Source organism: Hyphomicrobium sp. GJ21 (assembly GCF_001006785.1).
Lineage (GTDB): Bacteria > Pseudomonadota > Alphaproteobacteria > Rhizobiales > Hyphomicrobiaceae > Hyphomicrobium_B.
In genome coordinates this window covers 153635-174680 of sequence record NZ_CDHO01000002.1, presented here as the reverse complement: position 1 = coordinate 174680, position 21046 = coordinate 153635, and the positions used below count along the sequence as shown (strand labels likewise).

Here is a 21046-nt window from a genome sequence, read left to right as displayed (position 1 = left end):
GCCGATGACCGCGCGGCAACCCACAAAGACAACCTGCCCTTATTGCGGTGTCGGATGCGGTATTCTCGCGGATGTGTCCTTGGACGGCAAAGTTGGAATTCGCGGTGACACGAAGCACCCGGCCAATTTCGGCAGACTTTGCTCGAAGGGTTCGGCGCTCGGCGAAACGGTCGATCTCGACGATCGGCTTCTCTATCCGGAAGTCGACGGACAAAGAGTGAGCTGGGACGCGGCGCTGCGGCTGGTCGGGTCGCAATTCTCCGAGACGATCGCGGAGTATGGTCCGGATTCAGTGGCGTTTTACGTCTCGGGTCAGCTGCTGACGGAAGATTACTATGTCGCCAACAAGCTGATGAAGGGCTTCATCGGCTCTGCGAACATCGATACCAATTCGCGCCTCTGCATGGCTTCATCCGTTGCCGGGCACAAGCGCGCGTTCGGATCGGATACCGTTCCGGGCTGCTACGAAGATCTCGAGATTGCCGACCTCATCGTTCTCGTCGGTTCGAATCTCGCCTGGTGCCATCCCGTCCTCTATCAGCGTATCGTCGCCGCTAAAGACAAGCGGCCCGAAATGAAGATCGTCCTCATCGATCCGCGGCGGACGATGACTTCGGACATTGTCGACTTGCACCTTCCGATCAAGCCTGATGGCGACGTCGCGCTGTTTTCCGCGTTGCTCTCGCACTTGTTTGAAACCCACGCGATTGACCAGGATTTCATCGCTGCCCACACGTCGGGCTTTACGGATGCGTTGCGTGCTGCGGATGCAATGGACATCTTGGCGATCATCGAACAAACGGGGCTTGACCAAAGACTATTGCGGAGCTTCTTCGAGCTTTTCGCGCGGACCGACCGAACGGTCACCGTCTTCAGCCAGGGCGTCAATCAGTCTGCGCGCGGCACCGACAAGGTCAACGCCATCATCAATTGCCATTTGGCGACGGGCCGCATCGGGAAACCCGGCGCGTCCCCGTTCTCGGTGACGGGCCAACCGAACGCGATGGGCGGGCGCGAGGTCGGCGGCATGTCGAATACGCTCGCGGCACACATGGACATCGAGAAGGCCGAGGATCGCGATCGCGTTCGCCGGTTCTGGCGGGCCCCGCTCGTCGCCGCGAAGTCCGGCCTCAAGGCCGTCGATATGTTTCGCGCAGTCGCCGACGGCCGGATCAAAGCTCTCTGGATCATGGCGACCAATCCTGTCGTGTCGATGCCGGACGCGGGTAAAATCGAGGACGCGATCCGCAACTGCCCGTTTGTCGTCGTATCGGATGTGATTGCTAAAACGGACACGGTGCGTCGCGCACGTGTGCGGCTGCCGGCGGCGGCTTGGGGAGAGAAGAGCGGAACCGTTACTAATTCCGAAAGGCGCATCTCCCGACAGCGCTCGTTCTTGCCGCTCCCGGGCGAGGCGCGTCCCGATTGGTGGATCGTTTGTGAAGTGGCGAAGCACATGGGATTCGGCGCGGCCTTCGATTACAAATCGACGTCCGAGATTTTCGCGGAGCACGCCGCGCTTTCCGGCTTCGAGAACAACGGCACGCGCGACTTCGATATTGGCCAGCTTGCGAATATTTCCGAAACTGAGTTCGATCGCCTTGAACCCTTCCAATGGCCGCGACCCGTAGGCGAACAGTCAAGCATCCGTCTGTTCACGGACGGAAAGTTTTTCACGCGCGACGGCAAGGCCCGTTTCACGTCGCTCGATCTGGAACCGCGGCGAACAACGCCAGCCGCATATCCGATGACGCTCAATACCGGGCGCGTTCGCGATCACTGGCACACGATGACACGCACAGCGAAAAGCCAGCGTCTCTCGCAACACTACGGCGAGCCTTTCGCGGAAATTCATCCCAGCGATGCCGCAAGCTACAATATCGGCGACGCGGACATCATCCGCATTTCGACGGGAAACGAGGCAATTCTCGTCCGGGCGCTGATATCGGCGCGTCAGCGTCCGGGATCGATCTTCGTTCCGATGCACTGGACCGACCAGTACGCATCGAAGGCCCGCGTCGACACGCTCGTGCCTGCTGTGGTCGATGCGATTTCCGGACAACCAGCATCGAAGAATATTTCAGTTCGCATCGAGCGATTTGCAGTCTCAACTTACGGCTTTGCCGTACTCGACCGTAAGCCCGAGAATATTGACGCCACCTATTGGGCACTCGCAAAATGCAGCGCGGGTTGGCGGCTAGAGCTGGGTTTCGCCGACGGCCGGGAAGATTGGTCGTCTTTCGCGAATGAGCTGTTGGGCGCATCCGAAGACACCGAAACCATCGCTTTTCGCGATCGTCAGAGTTCTTCCTATCGCGTCGCTTGCTATCGGGGCGAAAGTTTGCGGGGCGCATTGTTTCTGGCGTCGGAGCCAGTGGCCGTTTCGCGCGATTGGGCAGTTGCACAGCTTACCGCGCTGCATCCGAGGGCCGCTTCGCGGTTCAAGTTCATTGCCGGGCGACCGGGTGCCGGCGCAGCCGACAAAGGCGCGACCGTCTGTTCCTGTTTTGGTGTCGGTGCCAACCAAATTGCCGCCGCCGTTCGGCGCGGATGCCAAACCGTCGCCGCCATCGGGGAAACCCTTCAAGCCGGCACGAACTGCGGCTCCTGCCGAGCGGAAATCAGAACGATCATCGAAGCACAGACCCTTCAGGCAGCGGAGTGAGGAGCGGATATGAACCTGAGACCGGCCTGACGTCCCGGTGCCTGATGTTCGCGATTGATGCTGTGGACGGCATCCATCACCCCACCTGAGTTTGAGGCTGAGATGGAGAAAATCAGATGGTGCAGCGAGCCACTGTCGGACTCGATATCGCCAAAAATGTTTTTCACGGCTGCGGCGTCGATGCCCAGGGCTGAAGATTTTCAGCCGCGCGGATCGAGCCGCAAAAACAGATTCAAAACAAGGGTACGTCTAGCGCCGGGTTCAGAAGCAAAGCCAGGGACCCAGGCAGGCGGCGGGCGTTCCGCCCTTGCAGGCCATCTGCGATGAGTAACACTCAATCATCGCCGAGCCTGTTTTGCAGCTGGTTTTCACTGGCCCCTTCCCTATAAGCCCCCGCCCGGCGATTGTATTCTTGAGTGCGTTTGTGGAGAACAGCACCGCCAAATCGTGGGTGACGTTATCGCCAATGGCTGCGACCCTGGTACATTCGGCAGCCTGAGCCGTCGCCGAAAGGGCGCACGCCACAACCGCGGCCGCGAAGCCTAACTTGAAAATCCGCATTGCACCCCCCGTAAAAACAAATCTGCTCGAACGCTAGTCGAGTGCTTGGCGGTTGCCAAGTAAAGTACCGTTGCCGGCACAGATATTTTCCGCAGTGACTCTCTGCGCGCACGGTATGCGCCACCTAATGTCCGATTTGGGTCAAAGGTCAAAACGTTCGCCTGTAATCTGCCAGCCGTGGCGACAGAGGCTGCCTGACAATGCGGCCGTACGCGCGGTTGGTGCTGGAGCGGATCGCTCGCATCGGTCTCTCGACTGGGCAAGATTTGGCACGCAATCGCCGCGTCGACGATAGCCGCGTACCTGGATTGTTATCCACCGGGCTTATGATGGACATGGACTATCGGAGCGCACTCTCGGCCCGCAATCGTTCGGCCGCAAATTGCACGAACTCTCGCACACGCGGATTGTCCGAGCGGGTTGGCCGGTACACAAGATGAACCGGAATGGGCGTGTCCTCGAAACGTTCGAGAATTGGCTTCAAAAGACCGGCATCGAGCGCGGACCGGGCTTGATAGGAGAGCACACGCGTGATCCCGACACCCGCCACGGCGGCCTCGACCGCAGCTTCTGCGTTGTTGACCGAAAGCCGCGATCGCACTTTGACGGCCTTGCGGCCATAGCGTTTGCTTTTGAAGATCCACCGCGACCCGCCCGCCATTCCAGAGAACGTCACGCAATCCCGTTCCGTAATATCCGCGATGGACGCCGGGACGCCGTGTTGAGCGAGGTAATTCGGTGAGGCACAAACTGAAAATTTCAGCGTGCCGACGCGCATGGCGACCAGTCCGGAGTCGGGCAACTCTCCGATGCGGATTGCGATATCGATACCTTCCTCGATGAGATCGACGATCCGGTCTATGAGCAGCAGCCGCGCGTTGATCCTGGGATAGGCGTCGAGGAACGCTGCAATCATAGGGAGCACGTGCAGGCGGCCGAAGCTGACGGGTGCCGTGATGGCAAGCTCGCCAGAAAGTTCGGTCGACTGCCCTGCAATCCGACTTTCCGCGCGTTCGAGTTCTTCGAGCACTTGTCGACAGGTCTTCAGGTAGTCTCGTCCGGCATCCGTCAGCATCATGCGCCGAGTTGTGCGATCGATAAGGGGACAAGCCACATGGGCTTCGAGTTGAGACAGGAGCCGACTGACGTTGGTCAATGGCTCGCGGAGGCGGCGCGCGGCTGCGGACAGGCTACCTGCTTCAGCCACGGCGACGAAGACGTGCATTGCCCGAAACCGGTCCATCGCATCATTCCATTAAATGGAAATATATTTGCCAAATATTCTATCTAGCGGAGAAGCGACCGGCGCGCCACTTTCCAGTTCAGTGAATTGCAACCGGGAGTCGATGCGATGACGGCAAAGCTTTACGACCTCGAGCTTTCGGGTAACTGCTACAAGGTGCGCTTGCTTTGTGCGCTACTCAGCGTCCCTCTCGAAATCATCCCAGTGGATTTTCTCTCAGGTGCGCATAAGAAATCGCCCCTGATCGAGCTTAATCCGTTCGGCGAGATTCCGATTTTCCAGGACGGTGATCTCGTGCTGCGCGACAGCCAGGCAATTCTTATCTACATCGCGCGCAAATGGGGCGGCGAAAACTGGCTTCCGACAGATCCCGCAGGCTTGGCGCGAGTGAGCCAATGGCTCGCGGTCGCCGAGAACGAAATCGCTCGCGGTCCCAATGACGCGCGATTGCACGACAAGTTCGGTTACAAGCTCGACGTTGAGCGAGCGCGAACCAACGCCGTGCGCGTTCTCGGCCTATTGGAAAAGCGTCTGGCGAAAGCGCAATGGCTGGAGCTTGGCCGGCCGACGATAGCCGATATCGCCTGTATGCCCTACGTCGCCCTGGGTCACGAGGGAGGCGTACCGCTCGACGGATATCCGGCCGTCACCTCATGGGTCGATCGGGTCAAAGCGCTACCAGGCTTTATCGGCATGCCTGCAATTTAAGGCGACGTGGATGCTCCTTCGGCATTGGGGCGAAAATGGATACTCATCGTTACATCTCCGACATCGCGTTCACAGCCGCAGTCAAGGCTGAGCAGGAGCGTCAGGGTTCGCGCGCGCAATACGAGCGGATGGAGAAGCTCAAGGGTTGGGCAACGACCGTAACGCCGGATTTGGCTGCCACCGTTGCGGCTGCGCGCTCGTTCTATCTCGGTACGGCGAACGCAGAAGGGCAACCTTACATCCAGCATCGCGGGGGGCCGGTCGGGTTCTTGAAGGTTCTCGACGAGCGGACGCTGGGATTCGCCGACCTGTCCGGAAACCGGCAATATATTACGGCTGGAAACCTGTCCGAAAACCCGCGCGCATTCATCTTCCTTATGGACTACGCGCGGCGCCGGCGCGTGAAGATCTGGGGGCGTGCGCGGATCGTCGAAAATGATGACGAGCTATTGTCCCGTTTGCGACCGTCGCAAAGCAATGCTGTCGCCGAGCGGGTGATCGTTTTCGAAATCGAGGCCTGGGATCGCAACTGTCCTCAGCATATCCCTCAGCTTATTCCCATCGAGGACGTCGAAGCCGCTCTCGATGTGCTCCAGAAGCGAATTCTACAGCTTGAGAGCGATCTTGAACGCACGCGTTCTGCGCTTTGAACGGATGTCCGCTTTGGGTCATTCTCGTCAATCTAGATGGTGGTGAGGACGGCCAGGCAGACACAGTAAGCGGACTCCGTCATCCGAACCGCATCGGTCCCTTCCAGTTTTTTCGTTGCTTTCCGCGTCAGCGGCCGACTGATCGTGTCGGCGACGGACTGCCCCATTGCGGGCCTGCGGCTGCCTAAGTGACCTTCGCATTTGGAGAGCACCGCCGAATGGCGAAGACGGCAATTATCAGGATGAGGAACAGAAATAAAACGTGAGTCTGCCAAACGAGTGCCAACCGACAACTCGCGAAATGGCAAAAAGAGCGGAAAACCCTAGTAATTCAATGGTGGGTGATCACGGACTCGAACCGTGGACCCGCTGATTAAGAGTTATTTTGTTCGTGTTGTAAATCAACGTATTATGAGCTAGTTTATAGTTTAGGTTTATAGATTTCTTTTGTTTTTCGTTTTGGAATCAATGACGTGGCGAAGGCGTCCAAACATAGACTAAAGGGTCCGATCGTCAAGATCCGGCGCGGCGTCGCCATCTACCAGACGCACGCTGGACCTTACTACTACGCCCGCATCCTGCACCCCAAAACAGGTAAGTACGTTGTTAGGTCCACGAAGGAGACCAGCCGCCTTGAAGCGCGAAAGGTGGCGGAAGAGCTGGCCGCTGACATGCGCAAGAACGAGAGGGTCGCGGAGCCAGAATACAGCTTCAAATACTACGCCGGGCGCTACATTGAAAAAGCCAGAGGTCAAGCTCAGCGCGGTGAGCGGAATGCCAACTACGTTCGGACGGCTACCGTCGCCTTAAACAACGACGATTGGGGTTTGGTCCGTCATTTTGCCAGGCGTGATGTTCGTGAGTTAAAGACGCGGGACTGGCAACTTTTCATAGAGAAGATTGCTGCCAGACGACCGGACCTCTCCGCCTCTACCCGCAACACGTTGATGGCGGCATTTCGCAACGTCATGAAGGTGGCTCGCGACGACGGATTGATTGACGTTGTACCCAACACGCCACGCGTCACCGTCAGGGATAATCCCAGGCCTTTTTTCCGTTTTCATCCGCTAGTTCATCCGGATGCCGACGAATACAAGAAACTGCTGGCAGGCGCCAAGAAGCTTGCCGACGACGGTGTCGTCGTGCGTGGCGTAGCGGTGACGGAAGAGTTGTATGACCTTATTCTCTTCACAGTGCATTCGTTCGTACGTCCAATGACAACCGAACTCTATGCCCTCAAACACAGCGACGTGAACATTCAGCAACGCACGGAGAAAGACGGCAGGATTAGAAAGTGGCTCCTGCTCACAGTGCGAAACGGAAAAACTGGAATGCGCATGGCCCATACCTTGGAAGGTGCGCTCGCTCCTTACAAGCGGCTTTGCGAACGCTATCCGGATGCAGCTGGCGAAGACTACCTGTTTCTGCCGCACTATGAAAATCGGGCCACGGCTGCCCGTGTCTTCGCCCGGCAGTTCAACAAGCTGATGGAAGAGACCGGACTGAAGAAGGATACGGTCCTACAAACGGACAGAACAATTTACAGTCTACGTCACACAGCAATTTGCATGAGGCTGGTTTTATCCGAAGGCAGAGTGAATATCTACACGCTCGCCAAGAACGCCGGCACCAGCGTCAATCAGATTGAACGATTCTATGCCCGCAACCTGCCAATCTCAAAAGAACTCGTCATAAACTTGCAGAGCTTTGGGGAGGGGTAGGACAAGGGTTTCACCGATGAAATTTTTTGGCCAACCAACAGTGATGGGCGCTCCCATTGGTGAAGAGCGCCCACCGCAGGCACTCACATGCCCATGGCTTTATGGGCCGCTTCCATATGTTCGATGCACCCAGCCGTATCTTTCTTCTTCATGGCAGCCTTTGACTCGCTTAGATGCATCTTCACTGACTTCTGCATCTTCGCGTTGGTCATTTTGGCGACCTGGGCGTCCATTTGCTTCATGTGGGCATCGGTGCACCACGCCTCTTTATCCTGAGCGTAGGCAGGCACGAGCGCCATCAGGGCTACAAAAACTGCTGCGAACAGGATTCGCATGGCAATCCTCCTTCATGTTCGGTCGATAAATTCGGCCTGGGCCTTCAACGCGTCGGGCATCGTGTTGGTTACGGCAAGAGCCGGATTTTTTTGCATCAGCCGGCTTAGCGCTTATGCAAATTGAGGTTTTCACTGCGGCAGCGTCACTGGCTGATCGCCGGCTCAATCGTTCCCAGTATGCTTACGATTAAAAGGACCAGAGCACCGAGAACCTGCTCACCGAGCACATTGCGACGCAACCGCATGATTGACAGCGAGGAATCGCGGTCGTGATTGATCAAAATCGGTACCAGCCAAAAACGATTGGCCGCCGCCAGTATCAACATAGCAATAAACAAGCAGAGCTTCAGTATGAGCAACTGGCCGTATGCCGTTGTGGTCAGGCGGGACACGGAGCCCACCAAAAACCAAGTGTTCACCAATCCAGTGGCTAGCAAAGCGGCAACGGCTACATAACCCATGCTGGAAAACCGTCGCAGGATGACATCGATCCGCGGCAACGAAGTGTTGAGCACAAAGCCGAGCATGATAAGTCCGCCCAGCCATGCTCCTGCTGCGAGCAAATGAGAAGCATCGGCGACAGCATGGATGAGGGCGCGAACACCTTCCTCACTTTGCGTATGTCCCGTGCCTGCCAGTGTGGCCAACAACGCCCCGGCTACCAAAAGTAGAACGATGTCGTTGCGATAAATTTCGGAGCCGAGGCTAGCGGCGGCAACAGCTACCGCGACCGCCGCCAGTACGAGTCGAAGAATCCAAAGATGCCCGAAGCCAGTGGCCTGCATGACCGTGAGCAGCGTCGTTGTGTCAATCGCCGCACGAAGGTCACCACTCATGTTGGCGGTCGTAAAGGCGAGCCACAAAATACCCGTTAGGAGACATACTATCGCGACCGTGAGAAGGACTCGGCCACGCCAGCTCGTCAGCCGGCCAGATAGTTCAACGGGAGAACTATAGAGCGGAAAGAGGGCGATTCCAAAAAGGGCGCTAACCGCGACGTAGTGCACGAAGCGAGAAAGAATAAGCCCCGCTTCCAGCATCATGGCTTTACCGTAAAGGAGAAGCTGCCTTTGACGGGATGGCTATCGGCGGCAACGGCATGCCAGTCCACATTATAGGTGCCAGCTGGCAATGGGGATGGAAGCGGAATTACCAACTGCTTCGTGTCCTTGGCATCGGAGGCGGCCTTACCAGCGTCCACCTTCTGCCCAGCCTGGGTTTTTAACTCTGCGCCGGAAAAGCTTGGCTCCAACCTCTCACTAAAAATCAGCCGGATCTCGCTCGGACCAGTCGTGACGACGGCATTGGCCTCCGGCATCGTGCCGATCAGCTTGGGATGAGCGACAGCTGCGGACGATAGTCCAGCAAGGTTTACGGCGCCGAGAAACATGAGAGTCCTTATCTTCGACATGATTTTCTCCCGGTTCTTTTTTTCATGCATGCGATCGCGGTTATTGGTAGCGCCGACGCGCCTCATCAGAACTTCCGAGCGGGCAAGTCCGCTCCTTACCGTGTTGTTCTGGCAGGTGTTCACTAGGAAAGGGTAACCGCTAGACTTCCGTGGTCTCAAGGCAACAAGCGCGCCTTTAGCGCGTCTCGATTGAGTTCTTCCGGCTCAACATGCCTTGTCAACGAAATCACTTCGGCTTACTTGCTATCGAGCAACAAAGGAATCACTGCGTTTGCCTAGCTGGCTTAAGTTGCTGTCGTTGTTGACCCTCGTGCTCGTGGGCTCGCCCACGATTGCCAGCGCGCACGCAGGTCACGAAGGTAGGTCGGCCGCTACTTCCGAATATGTGGCGGACAATCCGACCGTAGACCGGAGCGTGACAGCAGACTCTTCCAAGCAAGCTCACTTTTTTGAGGCTTCCCGCCGCGTTCCTGACAATGGATCGTGTAGTGGCTCTTGCTGTTGCTGTCAGGGGATGGTGCATTGTGGTCCGTCGGGCTGCTCGGCCTCCGCTCTTGACGGACAGAATGCTGAGCTGAACTTAGATCCAGGAGCAACGCGCTTAGCGTTTTCCGAAAATCAATTGCCCCCTCGCCTGCATTGCTCATCAGGTCTCGACCGGCCACCAAAGGTCTAATTCCGCCGCTCACGGCGCGGACCGTTATCGGTCCTGCGTAGGATTTTGTGCATTACGCATTCCTATGCGTTTGATCTCCGCGATGCGTCGATTGCAAGAGCCCGCTGATAGGCGAGCTTACGCCATCGCCGTTCGGTAGCGCGGATCACGAACAGCATTTCCAGAGATAAAAGAGGCATTCCATGCGAGTGCGTCTGCTTTTCCTACTTGCAATTCTTCCTTTCCTGAGCGGCTGGGGAGACCGTGAACCTGGCTGGCCCTACTCCGGTCCGTTGCCGGACGAGGCCATCGCCGTACCACCGGCGCGCTACGTGCCGCTCGGGGTCGGCACCAAAAGCTATCGGCCAGTCGAGCCGATGCCGTGGGGCGATGTCAATCAACGCGTGATGCCGCACGAGGGCAAATCGCCTTCTGGCATGGATATGCCTGAGAAGCACGAGGGGCACTGATGTTTTCGTTCGCTGAGGGGATCGGCTGGAACTGAATTGAAGCGGGGAGACCGATGACTAGGGGGAATGTTTTGTCGATCGCCAGGCGCGGGGGCGCCATGTCGGTTGCGGTTGCGGCGGCGAGCTTCACCCTCGCCGGATGCGCGAGCTTTTCGAAGGATGGCGGGATGACACTCGTCGCGGATCAAACCGGAAGTGTGCTCGGCACCCCGGCCCAGAAGATAGAAAACGAGGCCGACGCAGCAGCGGCGAAGGCGCGCGTGCGAACGCTGCTGTCGTCGACGCTTACGGCGAACGCGGCCGTGCAAATCGCGCTGCTCAACAACCGCACGCTTCAGGCCGCTTACAATGATCTCGGCGTCTCGGAAGCCGAAATGGTTCAAGCCAGCTTGCCGCCCGCGCCGACGCTTTCCTTGGCGCATCTCACCGGCGCCGAACTCGAGATCGAACGACAGCTCGCACAAAATCTGTTGGCGCTACTCTCACTTCCTCGGCGTCGCGAAATCGCAGAAGACAGGTTCCGCACCGCGCAAGCCCGTGCGGTGGAGGCAACTTTGAGCATTGCCACGGAGGCGCGCCGCGCTTTTTATCGCGCGGTTGCCGCCAAAGAGACGGTGACATTCCTAGAGCAGTCTCGAACCTCTGCTGATGCGGCCTCAGAACTTGCGAAGAAGTTGGGCGAGACCGGTGCCATGCCGAAGCTCGACCAAGCTCGTGAGCACGCCTTCTACGCCGAGATAAGCGGTCAACTGGCCGCGGCGCGATTGCGGGAGCGTAGCGAGCGGGAAAAGCTCAATCGCGTATTGGGCCTGTGGGGCAGCGAGTTGAAATACCGGCTTCCCAACTGGCTTCCCAAATTGCCGTCCAAGCCGCGCGCCTCCGATACGATCGAAACCGAGGCCGTCTCGCGCCGCGTCGATCTTCAAATTGCACGCATGGATCTCATGGTTCTGGCGAAGGAATATGGCCTCACCCGTGCCACCCGCTACATCGACATGCTTGAGGTTAGCGCGCTCAGTCGTGACACGCACAGTCGAGTGACCAACACGGATTACACGCTCGCACCGGGTCCGACGCTCGTGAAAAGTGAAACGCCCGAGATCGAGAAGACGCCGCGCAACGGCTACGAAATCAGCTTCCAAATCCCAATTTACGATTTTGGCGAGGCCAAAACGCGGCTTGCCGAACAGAGCTATCTGCGCGCTGTTAATCTTCTCATCGACAAGGCTGTGAATGTCCGCGCCGATGCGCGCGACGCCTATCAATCCTACCGAGGCGCCTACGATATCGCGCGCTATTACGACAAGGAAATCATTCCGCTGCGCGAGACGATCTCGGAGCAAACCCTTCTCAACTACAACGGCATGCTTTCAGATCTCTTCGCGCTCCTCGCAGACGCGCGTGACCGCATCTCCGCCAACATGCAGGCCATCGACGCAAAGCGGGATTTTTGGCTCGCTGACGTCGACCTGCACGCGGCAATGACCGGAGGTGGGGCGGGCACGCTCACGCCATCGCCTCAGGCTGCGCAGGCGCCAAGCAATTAGAAACAAGGACGTTCACGATGACTTTCTCACGCCGTCGCTTTCTCGCCACCTCAGGCTTAGCGCTTGCGGGTGTCTCGCAAGTTGTGGGTCGCGCGGCAGCCGCTGCCATTCCCGAAGCCGTGATACAGAACTCGCCCGCAATGCAACCGCCGCTCTTTCCGTCAAGCGGACCGGACTATCAGCCGGTGGTGACACTCAACGGCTGGACGTTGCCGTGGCGGCAGAACGGCGATTGGAAAGAATTCCATCTTGTTGCCGAGCCGGTCGTTCGCGAATTCGCACCGGGCATGAAGGTGCACCTATGGGGCTACAACGGTCAGGCTCCCGGCCCGACCATCGAAGCCGTTGAGGGCGACAAGGTTCGTATCTTCGTCACCAACAAATTTCCAGAGCACACCACCGTGCATTGGCATGGCATGCTCATTCCGAACGGCATGGACGGCGTCGGCGGGTTGACGCAGCCGCATATCCCTCCGGGCAAGACCTTCGTCTACGAATTCGAGCTGAGGGAGAGCGGAACGTTCATGTACCACCCGCACTCCGATGAGATGGTGCAGATGGCGATGGGGGCGATGGGCATGTTTGTCGTGCATCCGCGCGACCGGTCGTTCCGGCCGGTTGATCGCGACTTCGTTTTCATCATGAGCGCTTACCGCATCGACGCTGGCTCTTACCTGCCGAAGGTCAACGAAATGCTTGATTTTAACATGTGGACTTGGAACAGCCGTGTCTTTCCCGGCATCGACACGCTTCCGGTGCGCCTCGGCGATCGCGTGCGCGTGCGGATGGGCAATCTCACCATGACCAACCATCCGATCCACCTGCACGGACATCATTTCTCAGTGAGTTGCACGGATGGTGGCTGGGTGCCCGAAAGCGCGCAATGGCCCGAGACCACCATCGATGTTCCCGTGGGCGCCGTCCGTGCCTTCGACGTTCTGGCGAACAACCCCGGAGATTGGGCCTTTCACTGCCACAAAACACATCACGCAATGAACGCCATGGGTCACGACGTGAACACCTATATCGGCGTCGATCTCAAGAGCATGAAGCAGAAGATCTCGAAGGTCGTGCCCGGTGGCTACATGCCCATGGGCGAAGCTGGCGGCGCCGGCATGGCCGAAATGGAGATGCCCCTTCCCGACAACACGCTGCCGATGATGACCGGCTTCGGCCAATACGGCCCTATTGAAATGGGTGGGATGTTCACGGTCATGAAGATCCGGGAGGGGCTCGACCGCAACGATTACAAGGACCCGGGTTGGTTCAAACACCCCGCAGGGTCAGTGGCACACGAATGGACCGGCGATGTCGGTGATTCCGCAAAGGCTGCATCGCCTGCGCACAATGCGTCCGATGTCGAAATGCACGTGGTTAAGCCGACCGGTCCGATGAAACACTGACCGCATCAAAAGCAACAGGGGAAGAGAGTCCACATGCTGCGCATTTTTCGAGTTTTCTTCGCCGCTTCCACGATGACGCTGATGGCACTCGGTGGTTCTCCGCTGCTGGCGCATGAGGGCCAAGACGATGATGACTACGCCGCAGGCGAACCTGGCGACGCATCGAAGCCGTCTCGCACGGTTGAAGTCACGATGAACGAAAGCGATGGAGCCATGTCCTACACGCCGACGGAAGTCGACGTGAAGAAAGATGAACAGATCAAGTTCGTTATCAAAAATAATGGCACCCTCAAACACGAATTCCATCTCGATACCGTCGCGGACAACACAAGCCATCGGCGCGAGATGGAGAAAAATCCTGAGATGGTCCACGACGATCCGAACGCCCAGACGGTCGAGCCGGGCAAAGAGACGGAGATCCTCTGGAAATTCTCAAAACCCGGCGTGTTCGAGTTTGCCTGTTTGATTCCAGGTCACTACCAGGCCGGCATGCACGGCAAGGCCGCCGTCAAATAACTAGCGGCCACTCGCCTTTTCAGAAAGCAAAGGAGTACCCGATGATGCATACAAAAAGTTCCCTACTCATTGCCATGGTGGCCATTTTCACTTCGGTCGCCGCATGGGCTGGAGATCTGCCGATGATCAATGGCAAGGTGAAGAAGGTCGACGAATCTGCGGGCAAGATCACCATCAAGCATAACGCCATCACCAATCTCGATATGAGCGCCATGACGATGGTGTTTAAAGCCAACGATCCCGCCATGCTCAAGGACGTCAAGCCCGGCGACAAGATCAAGTTCAGTGTCGACAAGGTCAACGGACAGCTCACGGTCATGAAAATCGAAGAGAAAAAATAGAAAACAAAACGGAAAGACCAGCCATTGCACAATATGGGAGTCAATTTTGGCCGTTGCCGAAATTTCAATGCGATTTTCAAGCGGCGACCAGCAAGGAGTAGGCAATGACACAGAAAGAGCTATTGGTCGTGAGTGCTTCTGCAATCATCTCCATGATGACTAGAATTTCCCCTGCGGTCGCGGTCCCCGTCGGCGTGTCCGCGACGTTCTCCAACCGATCAGCGCACAACGCAGTCCCCATCGACGACCGCCTAGATCGGCATTGCCATAATGTCGGGAGGTTTGTCCGATGCTACACGGCTGATCCTTGGTCCCCTGAACATATGAAGCTCGATCGACTACAAGGCCGCTTACACCACGAAGGCGGACCCGAGGATCCTATGGGCAAGCAGTCTTACAAAGAGCTGCAACATCCGTGTTAATATTGGTTGGCCCTCAGAAACATGAAAACAAAATGAGCTGATGGCACAAGAGTGAGTTTGCGGCTCATGATATCCTAGAGAGGCAGAGTCGGAGAAGACGATGGAGCCGAATGATTACCACTTTGAACGGCGCACCATACTGCGATTGCTAACCTCAGCAGCAGTGGTCACTCTCGCGACAGGCGTTCACGCTGAGCCAACGCCAGTTATGAAGGTTTTCAAGGATCCTAACTGCACGTGTTGCGGTGCATGGGTCGAGCATCTGCAGGCCAATGGGTTCACGGTGACCGTAGCCGAAGCCTCTAACATACGAGAAGTGAAAGCGCGGGTCGGCGTTTCCAAAGCGCTTTCCTCGTGCCATACCGGCGAGATATCAGGCTATGTCATTGAAGGCCATGTGCCCGCTCACGCCATCCGGCGCTTGCTCGCTGAGAGGCCTGTTGCAATCGGTCTTGCCGTTCCAGGCATGCCTATAGGTTCGCCCGGCATGGAAGGCGGTGCGCCGGTCGTATATGACGTCGTTCTTTTCGCACGTAATCGCCAAGAGGTTTTTGGTCGCTATAAAGCTGATCGACCCATATAGGGAACCTCTGAACAACGGTACGTCTCATATGACATGACTCTCTTGCAAGTCGGGCGCGAGAGCGAGAACACCTGTGGGCCTCGATAGCGAACCTTGCGGTGTCCGGACTGGCACTTCAAGACCTCGGAACACGTGCTCTACTTTCGCGCGCGCCTTGCAGCGCGCGATTTGTGCTGATCCTCGTAAGTTTGCTCAATCGGCTCTTAGGCCAGCCAAGCTTTGCCTTGAAAAGCGGCGCGAAGAGAAAGGTTCTGAGGTGTATATTACAGCATGTCTTGGCCGCTTCGAAGTAACGAGGCGGCGTCGCTTGCATGCATCTAATTCGTCGATGACCGCCTTTACGATCGCGCGTCGTTCTTTTCGTCCGGGCACTTTCTGTTCGTCTGCCATATCCGAAGCCATCCGCGACCAATACCGCCATTCAAATAAGCTCTGGGTTATTCGAACGTACTTCCCGTAGCAGAAGAACCAGCATACAAAAAAACGCTGGGAGAACCTCCCCCGGCGAACCTTGGTCTAATGCTTCGATCACCAGTGACAGAAACGACGGCCACCAACAATGGCGATGACCACGCCAAGAAGCGACCCGGCGGCAATGGCGGAAACCACTATCGCAACTGAACAGAAGCGCGCCTATTGAGTAGCGACTCTGCTGGCATAGGCGTTCTCATCGTGGCCAGGGTTCGCACGCGACTCCGTCGTCATCGGCATCGTTGCGCGCCCAATAACCTGGACTTCCGATTGTGGCAGGCGCCAAATTTACTGTTCTTGCCATGTCGCAGTTACGGGCCGCTAACAAATGACGGACGGTCACTCCCATGGGCGAAGGAGATGCGGTAGCAACCGCCAGATAGCTGCCCCCTACGATTCCCAGAACGACCTCTATCCAGACCGTCCGTGACCGCACGTAGCGCAACCACCCAGCGCGATCCATGCGCTCCGATGTTTGCTTGAAGCGGCTCCTAAGGCGATCAGACCATCGGTCAGCCTCAAGTCCTACGGCCTCGGATTCTTTTCGCTCGACGACGAACCTGTCGTAATCCAGGTTCCGGATTTTGGCGACCGCTTCTGGGTCTATGCGCTCTACGACGCACGCACCGATCAATTCGGTCATCTCGGCAAGCCCTATGGCTCAAAGCCCGGATTTTACCTCCTCGCAGGTCCGAGGTGGCGGGGCCTCAAGCCGGACGGCATCACCGACGTCTTGCGCTGTTCGACTGCACTTGCCAACGCTATACCCCGTGTATTCCAAGACGACACGCCCGAGGACAAGAAGGCAATCCAATCAGTCATCAATCAGGTCGTCGTCTATCCGCTGAAAGACTTCACAGGGCAGATGAAGACGATCGAATGGAGCAAGGTGCCCGACATCCTCGGGCCCAAATCCTCGGGCGAAGAAACAAAATGGGTGGTCCCGGAAAAGTTCTCCGACGAATTCGGCGAAGTACTCGACATCGTCGACCCCTTGCCCGGCGAAGAAGCCCTTTACGCCCAATTTCGGCTGCTGTTCGATACGGCAGCAAAAGATGCCGATCTTAAGAAGCTGCTCGTCGACACCGCCGTCGAGACCGACCACGCCGTCATCAAGCCGTTCTTCGAATGGAGGCATAATGGTCGGCCCGCCGGCAATGGCTGGAACCGCTCCACCAACAATGCGCAGTGGGGGATTGATTACTTCAACAGAACCGGGACGGCAAAATCGAACATGTTCGATAACCGCCCCAATGAAACGCAGTATTTCTATACCGACTACGATGGCGCGAACGGGGAGCTGAACGGCAGCGGCAGCTATGAGGTCACGTTCACGCCTGGCCAGGAGCCGCCAGTCAACGGCTTCTGGTCACTCACCTTGTACAACGACAAGCACCTTTTTCATCCGAACGACCTCAAACGCTATTCGCTAGGCACTAAGAACAAAAATCTCAAACGAAACTCGGATGGCTCGTTGACGCTCTATATCGGAGCTAAATCGCCAGGCGGCGAGAAAGAGGTGAATTGGCTTCCGGCGCCCGATGGCAAATTCTCCCTCTACATCCGCGCATATTGGGGCAAAGAGCCTATCCTCGACAGTTCTTGGCAGCCGCCGAAGATCGAGAAAGTTTAGGGCCACGGCTGCTCGCGCTCTTCGCTCGGCAGTCCAACAAACTGATGGCCGCCATTTTTGGATAGGTCATAGAGCTTATCATCATTCGCATCGCTCAATCTAAAAGGCGTCGCGCCGTGGACAGGTCAGCCTGCCTGGAATTCCAGTCTGCTCGCATTCCCCTGACGCCGAACGCTCGGGCGTATTATAAGGCTTCGAAACCGCCGCATCTGCCAGGAGAGGATGATCATACGTCGTTCGCGTCGCTTACATAAATTAAGTCAAACTCAAAAATTGAAGGCTTTGTTTGGGAACCATCAATTGCACCCCGTGTTTGATGTTCGCCTGATTGATGCTTGGCTGCCGATTTCAAAAGAGCTCGTGATCAACTTGCAGGGGTTTGGGGACTAAAAACCCTGACCAGCTTAGTCGCCCCATAGCTATCGGTTTAAAACAATATTTGCATGCGCGTGAATTATTATATGAGGCGCCCAGTAAGCTAATTCTGTCCGGTAGGTTCTATCCGCGAACAAAGTGAAGCGACCTTTCCAAAAAAAACGCGTGACCGTTATTAGCGGGCTGTAAGCTACGTGCCCGTCCACTCACGTCACGTTAGATGTCGTTCTCGCTTGAATCGGTGCAGCGCCAGCGCTTGATTTTCCAACCGGGATGCTCCTCGGCCCACTTTGCGAAATGCGGTGGCGCATTCATGGTGCAACTTGCCGTGTTATCTATATTTGAATCTAGCGCGATCCTGTAATTCCGGCAAATATGAGGATCATTCGCCAAACATGCCGAAAGAATGATTGCTAGCATTCCTGCGAGTTCCTCGTATGTAAACTCAGAAGTACATGCGCCGAAGGATGTTCCAAAAAATCTATTGAACCGACATTTTCCAAGCAACCAGGCGTCGCAAGGCCACGTTGGTCTTATGGCTTTGGTAGCTACGGAGCAAGGATGCGAAACGTTTCAATACTGTGCGACTTCGCGCATCTCACGATCCAATCAAGCGCTCGAAACGGAGGCCGCAAGGGGGCGGGACGCGCGTCCGGCAGGTTGTCACAATCCGCCTGAACCACTCTGCCGGGCAGATCGTCCCGCTACTTTGAAACTCTGCCAAACGGCGACCGTAGCTTTGGCAATCGACACTGACATGCTTGCAGGCAGTGCCGGGACATTCCTTGCCCGGCCCCATTCGGGCCGGGTCTTTTCTTGCTTACGCTTGATTTCAACGAATAGGTCCGACCGATCGAGCGCCGATCTGTCGGACCGAGGAGCCTGCAGGGCGTGAAGGCCCCGTCATCAAAGGCCTCTAAATATCCTAGTTTGGAAGGAGGACGCCGTCGATGACATGGATGACGCCATTCGATTGCCTGACATCGGCGATCGTGATTTTGGCCTTGTCGCCCTTGCCATCGACGACCCACCAGCCGCCCGCGTTGTCTCCGATTAGCGTGATGTGCTCGCCCTCTACCGTTTTGAGGTCCAGCTTGCCGCCATCGGCCTTTGCTTCGCTGGCAATTTTTGCAGCTGAGTAGTCACCGGGGACAACATGGTATGTCAGTACGTTTTTCAGTTGCGTCTTGTTCTCAGGCTTAAGCAGGTTTGGGACCGTTCCATTCGGCAATTTTTTAAAGGCTTCATTGGTTGGAGCGAAGACCGTGAATGGTCCGCGACCTTCAAGCGTCTTAACGAGGCCCGCCGCTTTCACGGCCGCCACCAGCGTCGTGTGATCTTTAGAGTTTACCGCATTTTGTATGATGTTTTTCGAAGGAAACATCGCTGCTCCTCCGACTTCGACGGTCTTTTCCCTAGCGAATGAATTGGCAATCATGCCGGATGACAGCGATGCCGCAAAAATGACTGTGCCAACAATGACAGCGCGATTGGATATCGTCATGAGATGTTTCTCCGATTTACGTGGAATGGCTTCTTGGGGAGCCGTCCGGAGATACGGGTCACTAAGAAAATGGTTTCAGATATTCGGCCAACATAGAGAGCCGGTCAGGTTGCGGGGATGAGTTTACCTGCAAATAGCACTGGTCCCGTGGGCTGCCCGGTAGGAGAGCCGCCTTCCGGCTCAAGGCTTACCGCAAAGGTCGCGCTTTTGATCACTTCGGGTTTAAAAGCCGCAAGAGTGGGATGCGAGATTGCGCCTTCCTCATCGATAATCCCAAGTGATCTTGGCGTGCCGAGACTTTCCTGCACCAACCAAAGTTCGTAGCTCCTGCCAGACTCGTTCTTTGCCGCGACTGGACGTACCGTCATTGTCCTATTTTCGACATTGACCGTCACAAGGAAGGCTGGTGATGCTGCATCTTTCTGCAAAACCGCGACAAGGTTCGGCGTCTTTTCCTTGGGCGGAAATTGCTGTGCACCGATCGCGATGGCAAAAGCCGCGGCAATCGAGCCTGCAGCGATTGCTGCGCCTCGCCAGAAATTAACCCGCCGACGCAGATCGATGATGATCGCCGACCGAGGCTCCACAAGATTATTTTCGATGCGGCTTTCAATTCGAGGAAATAGAGCTGCCGAAGGCATTACCTCCGGAACAGATTCAAACAACGGCGCCAGTCGTATTTCCCAGCCCCTAATTGCCATATCAAGCGCAGGTTCGCGCAAGCGACGCGCAGCCACGGCCGCTCGCTCATCGGCATCGAGCGTGCCCAGCACGTATTCACCCGCGAGACCATCAAGATCTTCGTCACCAGTCATGACCCGAGACAGCCTTTCAACTGGGCAAGCGACCGGCGAAGCCACGTTTTGATCGTGTTCACGGGCTGAGCGAATCTTGTGGCCAATTCATCGCGGCTAAAACCGTCGCAGTAAGCAAGAAGCACCATTTGCCGTCGTTCCGGATCGAGGTGTTGTAGGCATTCGGCGAGGCGGCGCCCATCTTCGTTTCTCATCGTTGCTGCTAACGCTGTTTCGTCTTCAGAAGCATAGTCCTGTATCTCGGGATAATCTTCGATCGCCACCGGTAGCTTACGCCTTACTTCGTCGAGTGCGCGATTGCGGGCGATTGCAGCCATCCAAGAGATTGGCGAAGCCTTAGAGCTATCGTAATCCGCCGCGCGCTCCCAAATTTTCACAAAGACCTCTTGCAATACCTCCTCAGCGATATCACGGCGGGACAAGATACGAAGCACGATTCCATAAAGTTTCGCGCTTGTGGCTTGATAGACCTCGGCAAACGCTTGTCGATCGTGCCGACCGACGCGTTGCAGCAATTGGCCTAACTCGTCGGCAGTCACCACGGGAACCCGATCTTCGAATTGACAGAGAGGATCATGACAAAGACAGCGACCTCTACTGCCAGAACCAAATAAGCTGAGCAATACCCAGTTTCGTGATCAATGCGGCGATCATTATTGCACAGGTCTTTGCAATTAAATTCGATTATTCGCAACAGTTCCTTGTTGCAAGTGTTGGTTGATTGTATCGGCCCAACGCAAAAATTATTTGAAACCGCGCTGTTGCTCGCTCGTACCTGTCTAACCACGGGTATCTCGAGCAAGGAAAGGATACTCTCGCAAGGCAGAGTGAACATCTTCACGCTCGCCAAGAATGCCGGCACCAGCGTCAATCAGATCGAACGCTTCGCTCGGCATCTCAATAGGCAAGGATTTTGGCTTGCGCCCTTGCCACGCGTTATAAAGAAGTGGGACGATGCATACGGTCAATGCCAGGCTTAGGAGTCCAGATCCGATCATCTGCCCTTCGTCCCTGTGC

At 56.5% G+C, this 21046-nt stretch carries 17 protein-coding genes and 1 pseudogene; 11 read left to right on the top strand and 7 right to left on the bottom strand.

Annotated features, from left to right (window positions below):
• Positions 1-4 precede the first annotated feature (4 nt).
• Complete coding sequence (locus tag HYPGJ_RS03860) at positions 5-2665, top strand: nitrate reductase (protein ID WP_046845984.1); 2661 nt, start codon at positions 5-7, stop codon at positions 2663-2665.
• A 901-nt stretch (positions 2666-3566) separates the two neighbouring features.
• Here HYPGJ_RS03860 and HYPGJ_RS03850 read toward each other — a convergent pair.
• On the bottom strand, positions 3567-4469 hold the full coding sequence (locus HYPGJ_RS03850; RefSeq protein ID WP_046845982.1) for a LysR family transcriptional regulator: 903 nt from the start codon (positions 4467-4469) through the stop codon (positions 3567-3569).
• A gap of 108 nt (positions 4470-4577) precedes the next feature.
• On the opposite strand from HYPGJ_RS03850, the gene HYPGJ_RS03845 reads away from it, so the two are divergent.
• The 3 genes from HYPGJ_RS03845 (at position 4578) to HYPGJ_RS03835 (ending at position 7548) form a co-directional block, all read left to right on the top strand.
• Entirely contained in the window at positions 4578-5177 is a 600-nt protein-coding gene (locus tag HYPGJ_RS03845) for a glutathione S-transferase (RefSeq protein WP_046845981.1), read from the top strand.
• A gap of 35 nt (positions 5178-5212) precedes the next feature.
• Positions 5213-5827: a pyridoxamine 5'-phosphate oxidase family protein gene (locus tag HYPGJ_RS03840; RefSeq protein WP_046845980.1), complete on the top strand. Its 615-nt coding sequence runs from the start codon at positions 5213-5215 to the stop codon at positions 5825-5827.
• A 473-nt stretch (positions 5828-6300) separates the two neighbouring features.
• Positions 6301-7548, top strand: a complete 1248-nt coding sequence (locus HYPGJ_RS03835; protein WP_046845979.1) for a hypothetical protein — start codon at positions 6301-6303, stop codon at positions 7546-7548.
• Positions 7549-7631: 83 nt separating this feature from the next.
• Here HYPGJ_RS03835 and HYPGJ_RS03830 read toward each other — a convergent pair whose 3' ends face one another.
• From HYPGJ_RS03830 to copC, 3 genes are all read right to left on the bottom strand, one after another.
• The gene (locus HYPGJ_RS03830) at positions 7632-7883 is read right to left on the bottom strand and encodes a hypothetical protein (RefSeq protein WP_046845978.1); all 252 of its coding nucleotides are present in this window, start codon (positions 7881-7883) and stop codon (positions 7632-7634) included.
• A 143-nt stretch (positions 7884-8026) separates the two neighbouring features.
• Positions 8027-8926 (bottom strand): copper homeostasis membrane protein CopD, encoded by a 900-nt coding sequence (gene copD, locus HYPGJ_RS03825; protein WP_244466004.1) that lies wholly within the window; start codon positions 8924-8926, stop codon positions 8027-8029.
• Entirely contained in the window at positions 8923-9360 is a 438-nt protein-coding gene (copC, locus tag HYPGJ_RS03820; RefSeq protein ID WP_083984023.1) for a copper homeostasis periplasmic binding protein CopC, read from the bottom strand. Before copC ends, copD begins: the two co-directional genes overlap by 4 nt.
• A 792-nt stretch (positions 9361-10152) precedes the next feature.
• On the opposite strand from copC, the gene HYPGJ_RS03815 reads away from it, so the two are divergent.
• The 7 genes and pseudogenes from HYPGJ_RS03815 to HYPGJ_RS03785 all read left to right on the top strand — a co-directional run.
• Positions 10153-10419 carry a hypothetical protein gene (locus HYPGJ_RS03815; RefSeq protein WP_046845977.1) on the top strand — a complete coding sequence of 89 codons (267 nt, stop codon included), beginning with the start codon at positions 10153-10155 and terminating at the stop codon, positions 10417-10419.
• A gap of 98 nt (positions 10420-10517) precedes the next feature.
• Complete coding sequence (locus HYPGJ_RS03810; RefSeq protein WP_046845976.1) at positions 10518-11966, top strand: TolC family protein; 1449 nt, start codon at positions 10518-10520, stop codon at positions 11964-11966.
• Between the two features lie 17 nt (positions 11967-11983).
• Positions 11984-13369, top strand: a complete 1386-nt coding sequence (locus HYPGJ_RS03805; RefSeq protein WP_046845975.1) for a copper oxidase — start codon at positions 11984-11986, stop codon at positions 13367-13369.
• Positions 13370-13402: 33 nt separating this feature from the next.
• A complete protein-coding gene (locus HYPGJ_RS03800; protein ID WP_052750790.1) occupies positions 13403-13885 on the top strand; it encodes a cupredoxin family protein in 483 nt (160 codons plus the stop codon).
• 41 nt (positions 13886-13926) lie between these two features.
• Positions 13927-14226: a copper-binding protein gene (locus HYPGJ_RS03795; protein WP_348270892.1), complete on the top strand. Its 300-nt coding sequence runs from the start codon at positions 13927-13929 to the stop codon at positions 14224-14226.
• Between the two features lie 522 nt (positions 14227-14748).
• Complete coding sequence (locus tag HYPGJ_RS18690; protein WP_083984022.1) at positions 14749-15231, top strand: DUF411 domain-containing protein; 483 nt, start codon at positions 14749-14751, stop codon at positions 15229-15231.
• 997 nt (positions 15232-16228) lie between these two features.
• Positions 16229-17335 (top strand): annotated as a pseudogene (locus tag HYPGJ_RS03785) (DUF1254 domain-containing protein); the annotation flags it as partial.
• A gap of 1300 nt (positions 17336-18635) precedes the next feature.
• Here the strand turns inward: HYPGJ_RS03785 and HYPGJ_RS03775 are convergent.
• From HYPGJ_RS03775 to HYPGJ_RS03765, 3 genes are all read right to left on the bottom strand, one after another.
• Positions 18636-19148: a fasciclin domain-containing protein gene (locus HYPGJ_RS03775; RefSeq protein ID WP_046846684.1), complete on the bottom strand. Its 513-nt coding sequence runs from the start codon at positions 19146-19148 to the stop codon at positions 18636-18638.
• A 170-nt stretch (positions 19149-19318) separates the two neighbouring features.
• Complete coding sequence (locus tag HYPGJ_RS03770) at positions 19319-20029, bottom strand: anti-sigma factor (protein WP_046845970.1); 711 nt, start codon at positions 20027-20029, stop codon at positions 19319-19321.
• On the bottom strand, positions 20026-20571 hold the full coding sequence (locus HYPGJ_RS03765; protein ID WP_046845969.1) for a sigma-70 family RNA polymerase sigma factor: 546 nt from the start codon (positions 20569-20571) through the stop codon (positions 20026-20028). The genes HYPGJ_RS03770 and HYPGJ_RS03765 overlap by 4 nt, the downstream gene beginning before the upstream one ends.
• Positions 20572-21046 lie beyond the last annotated feature (475 nt).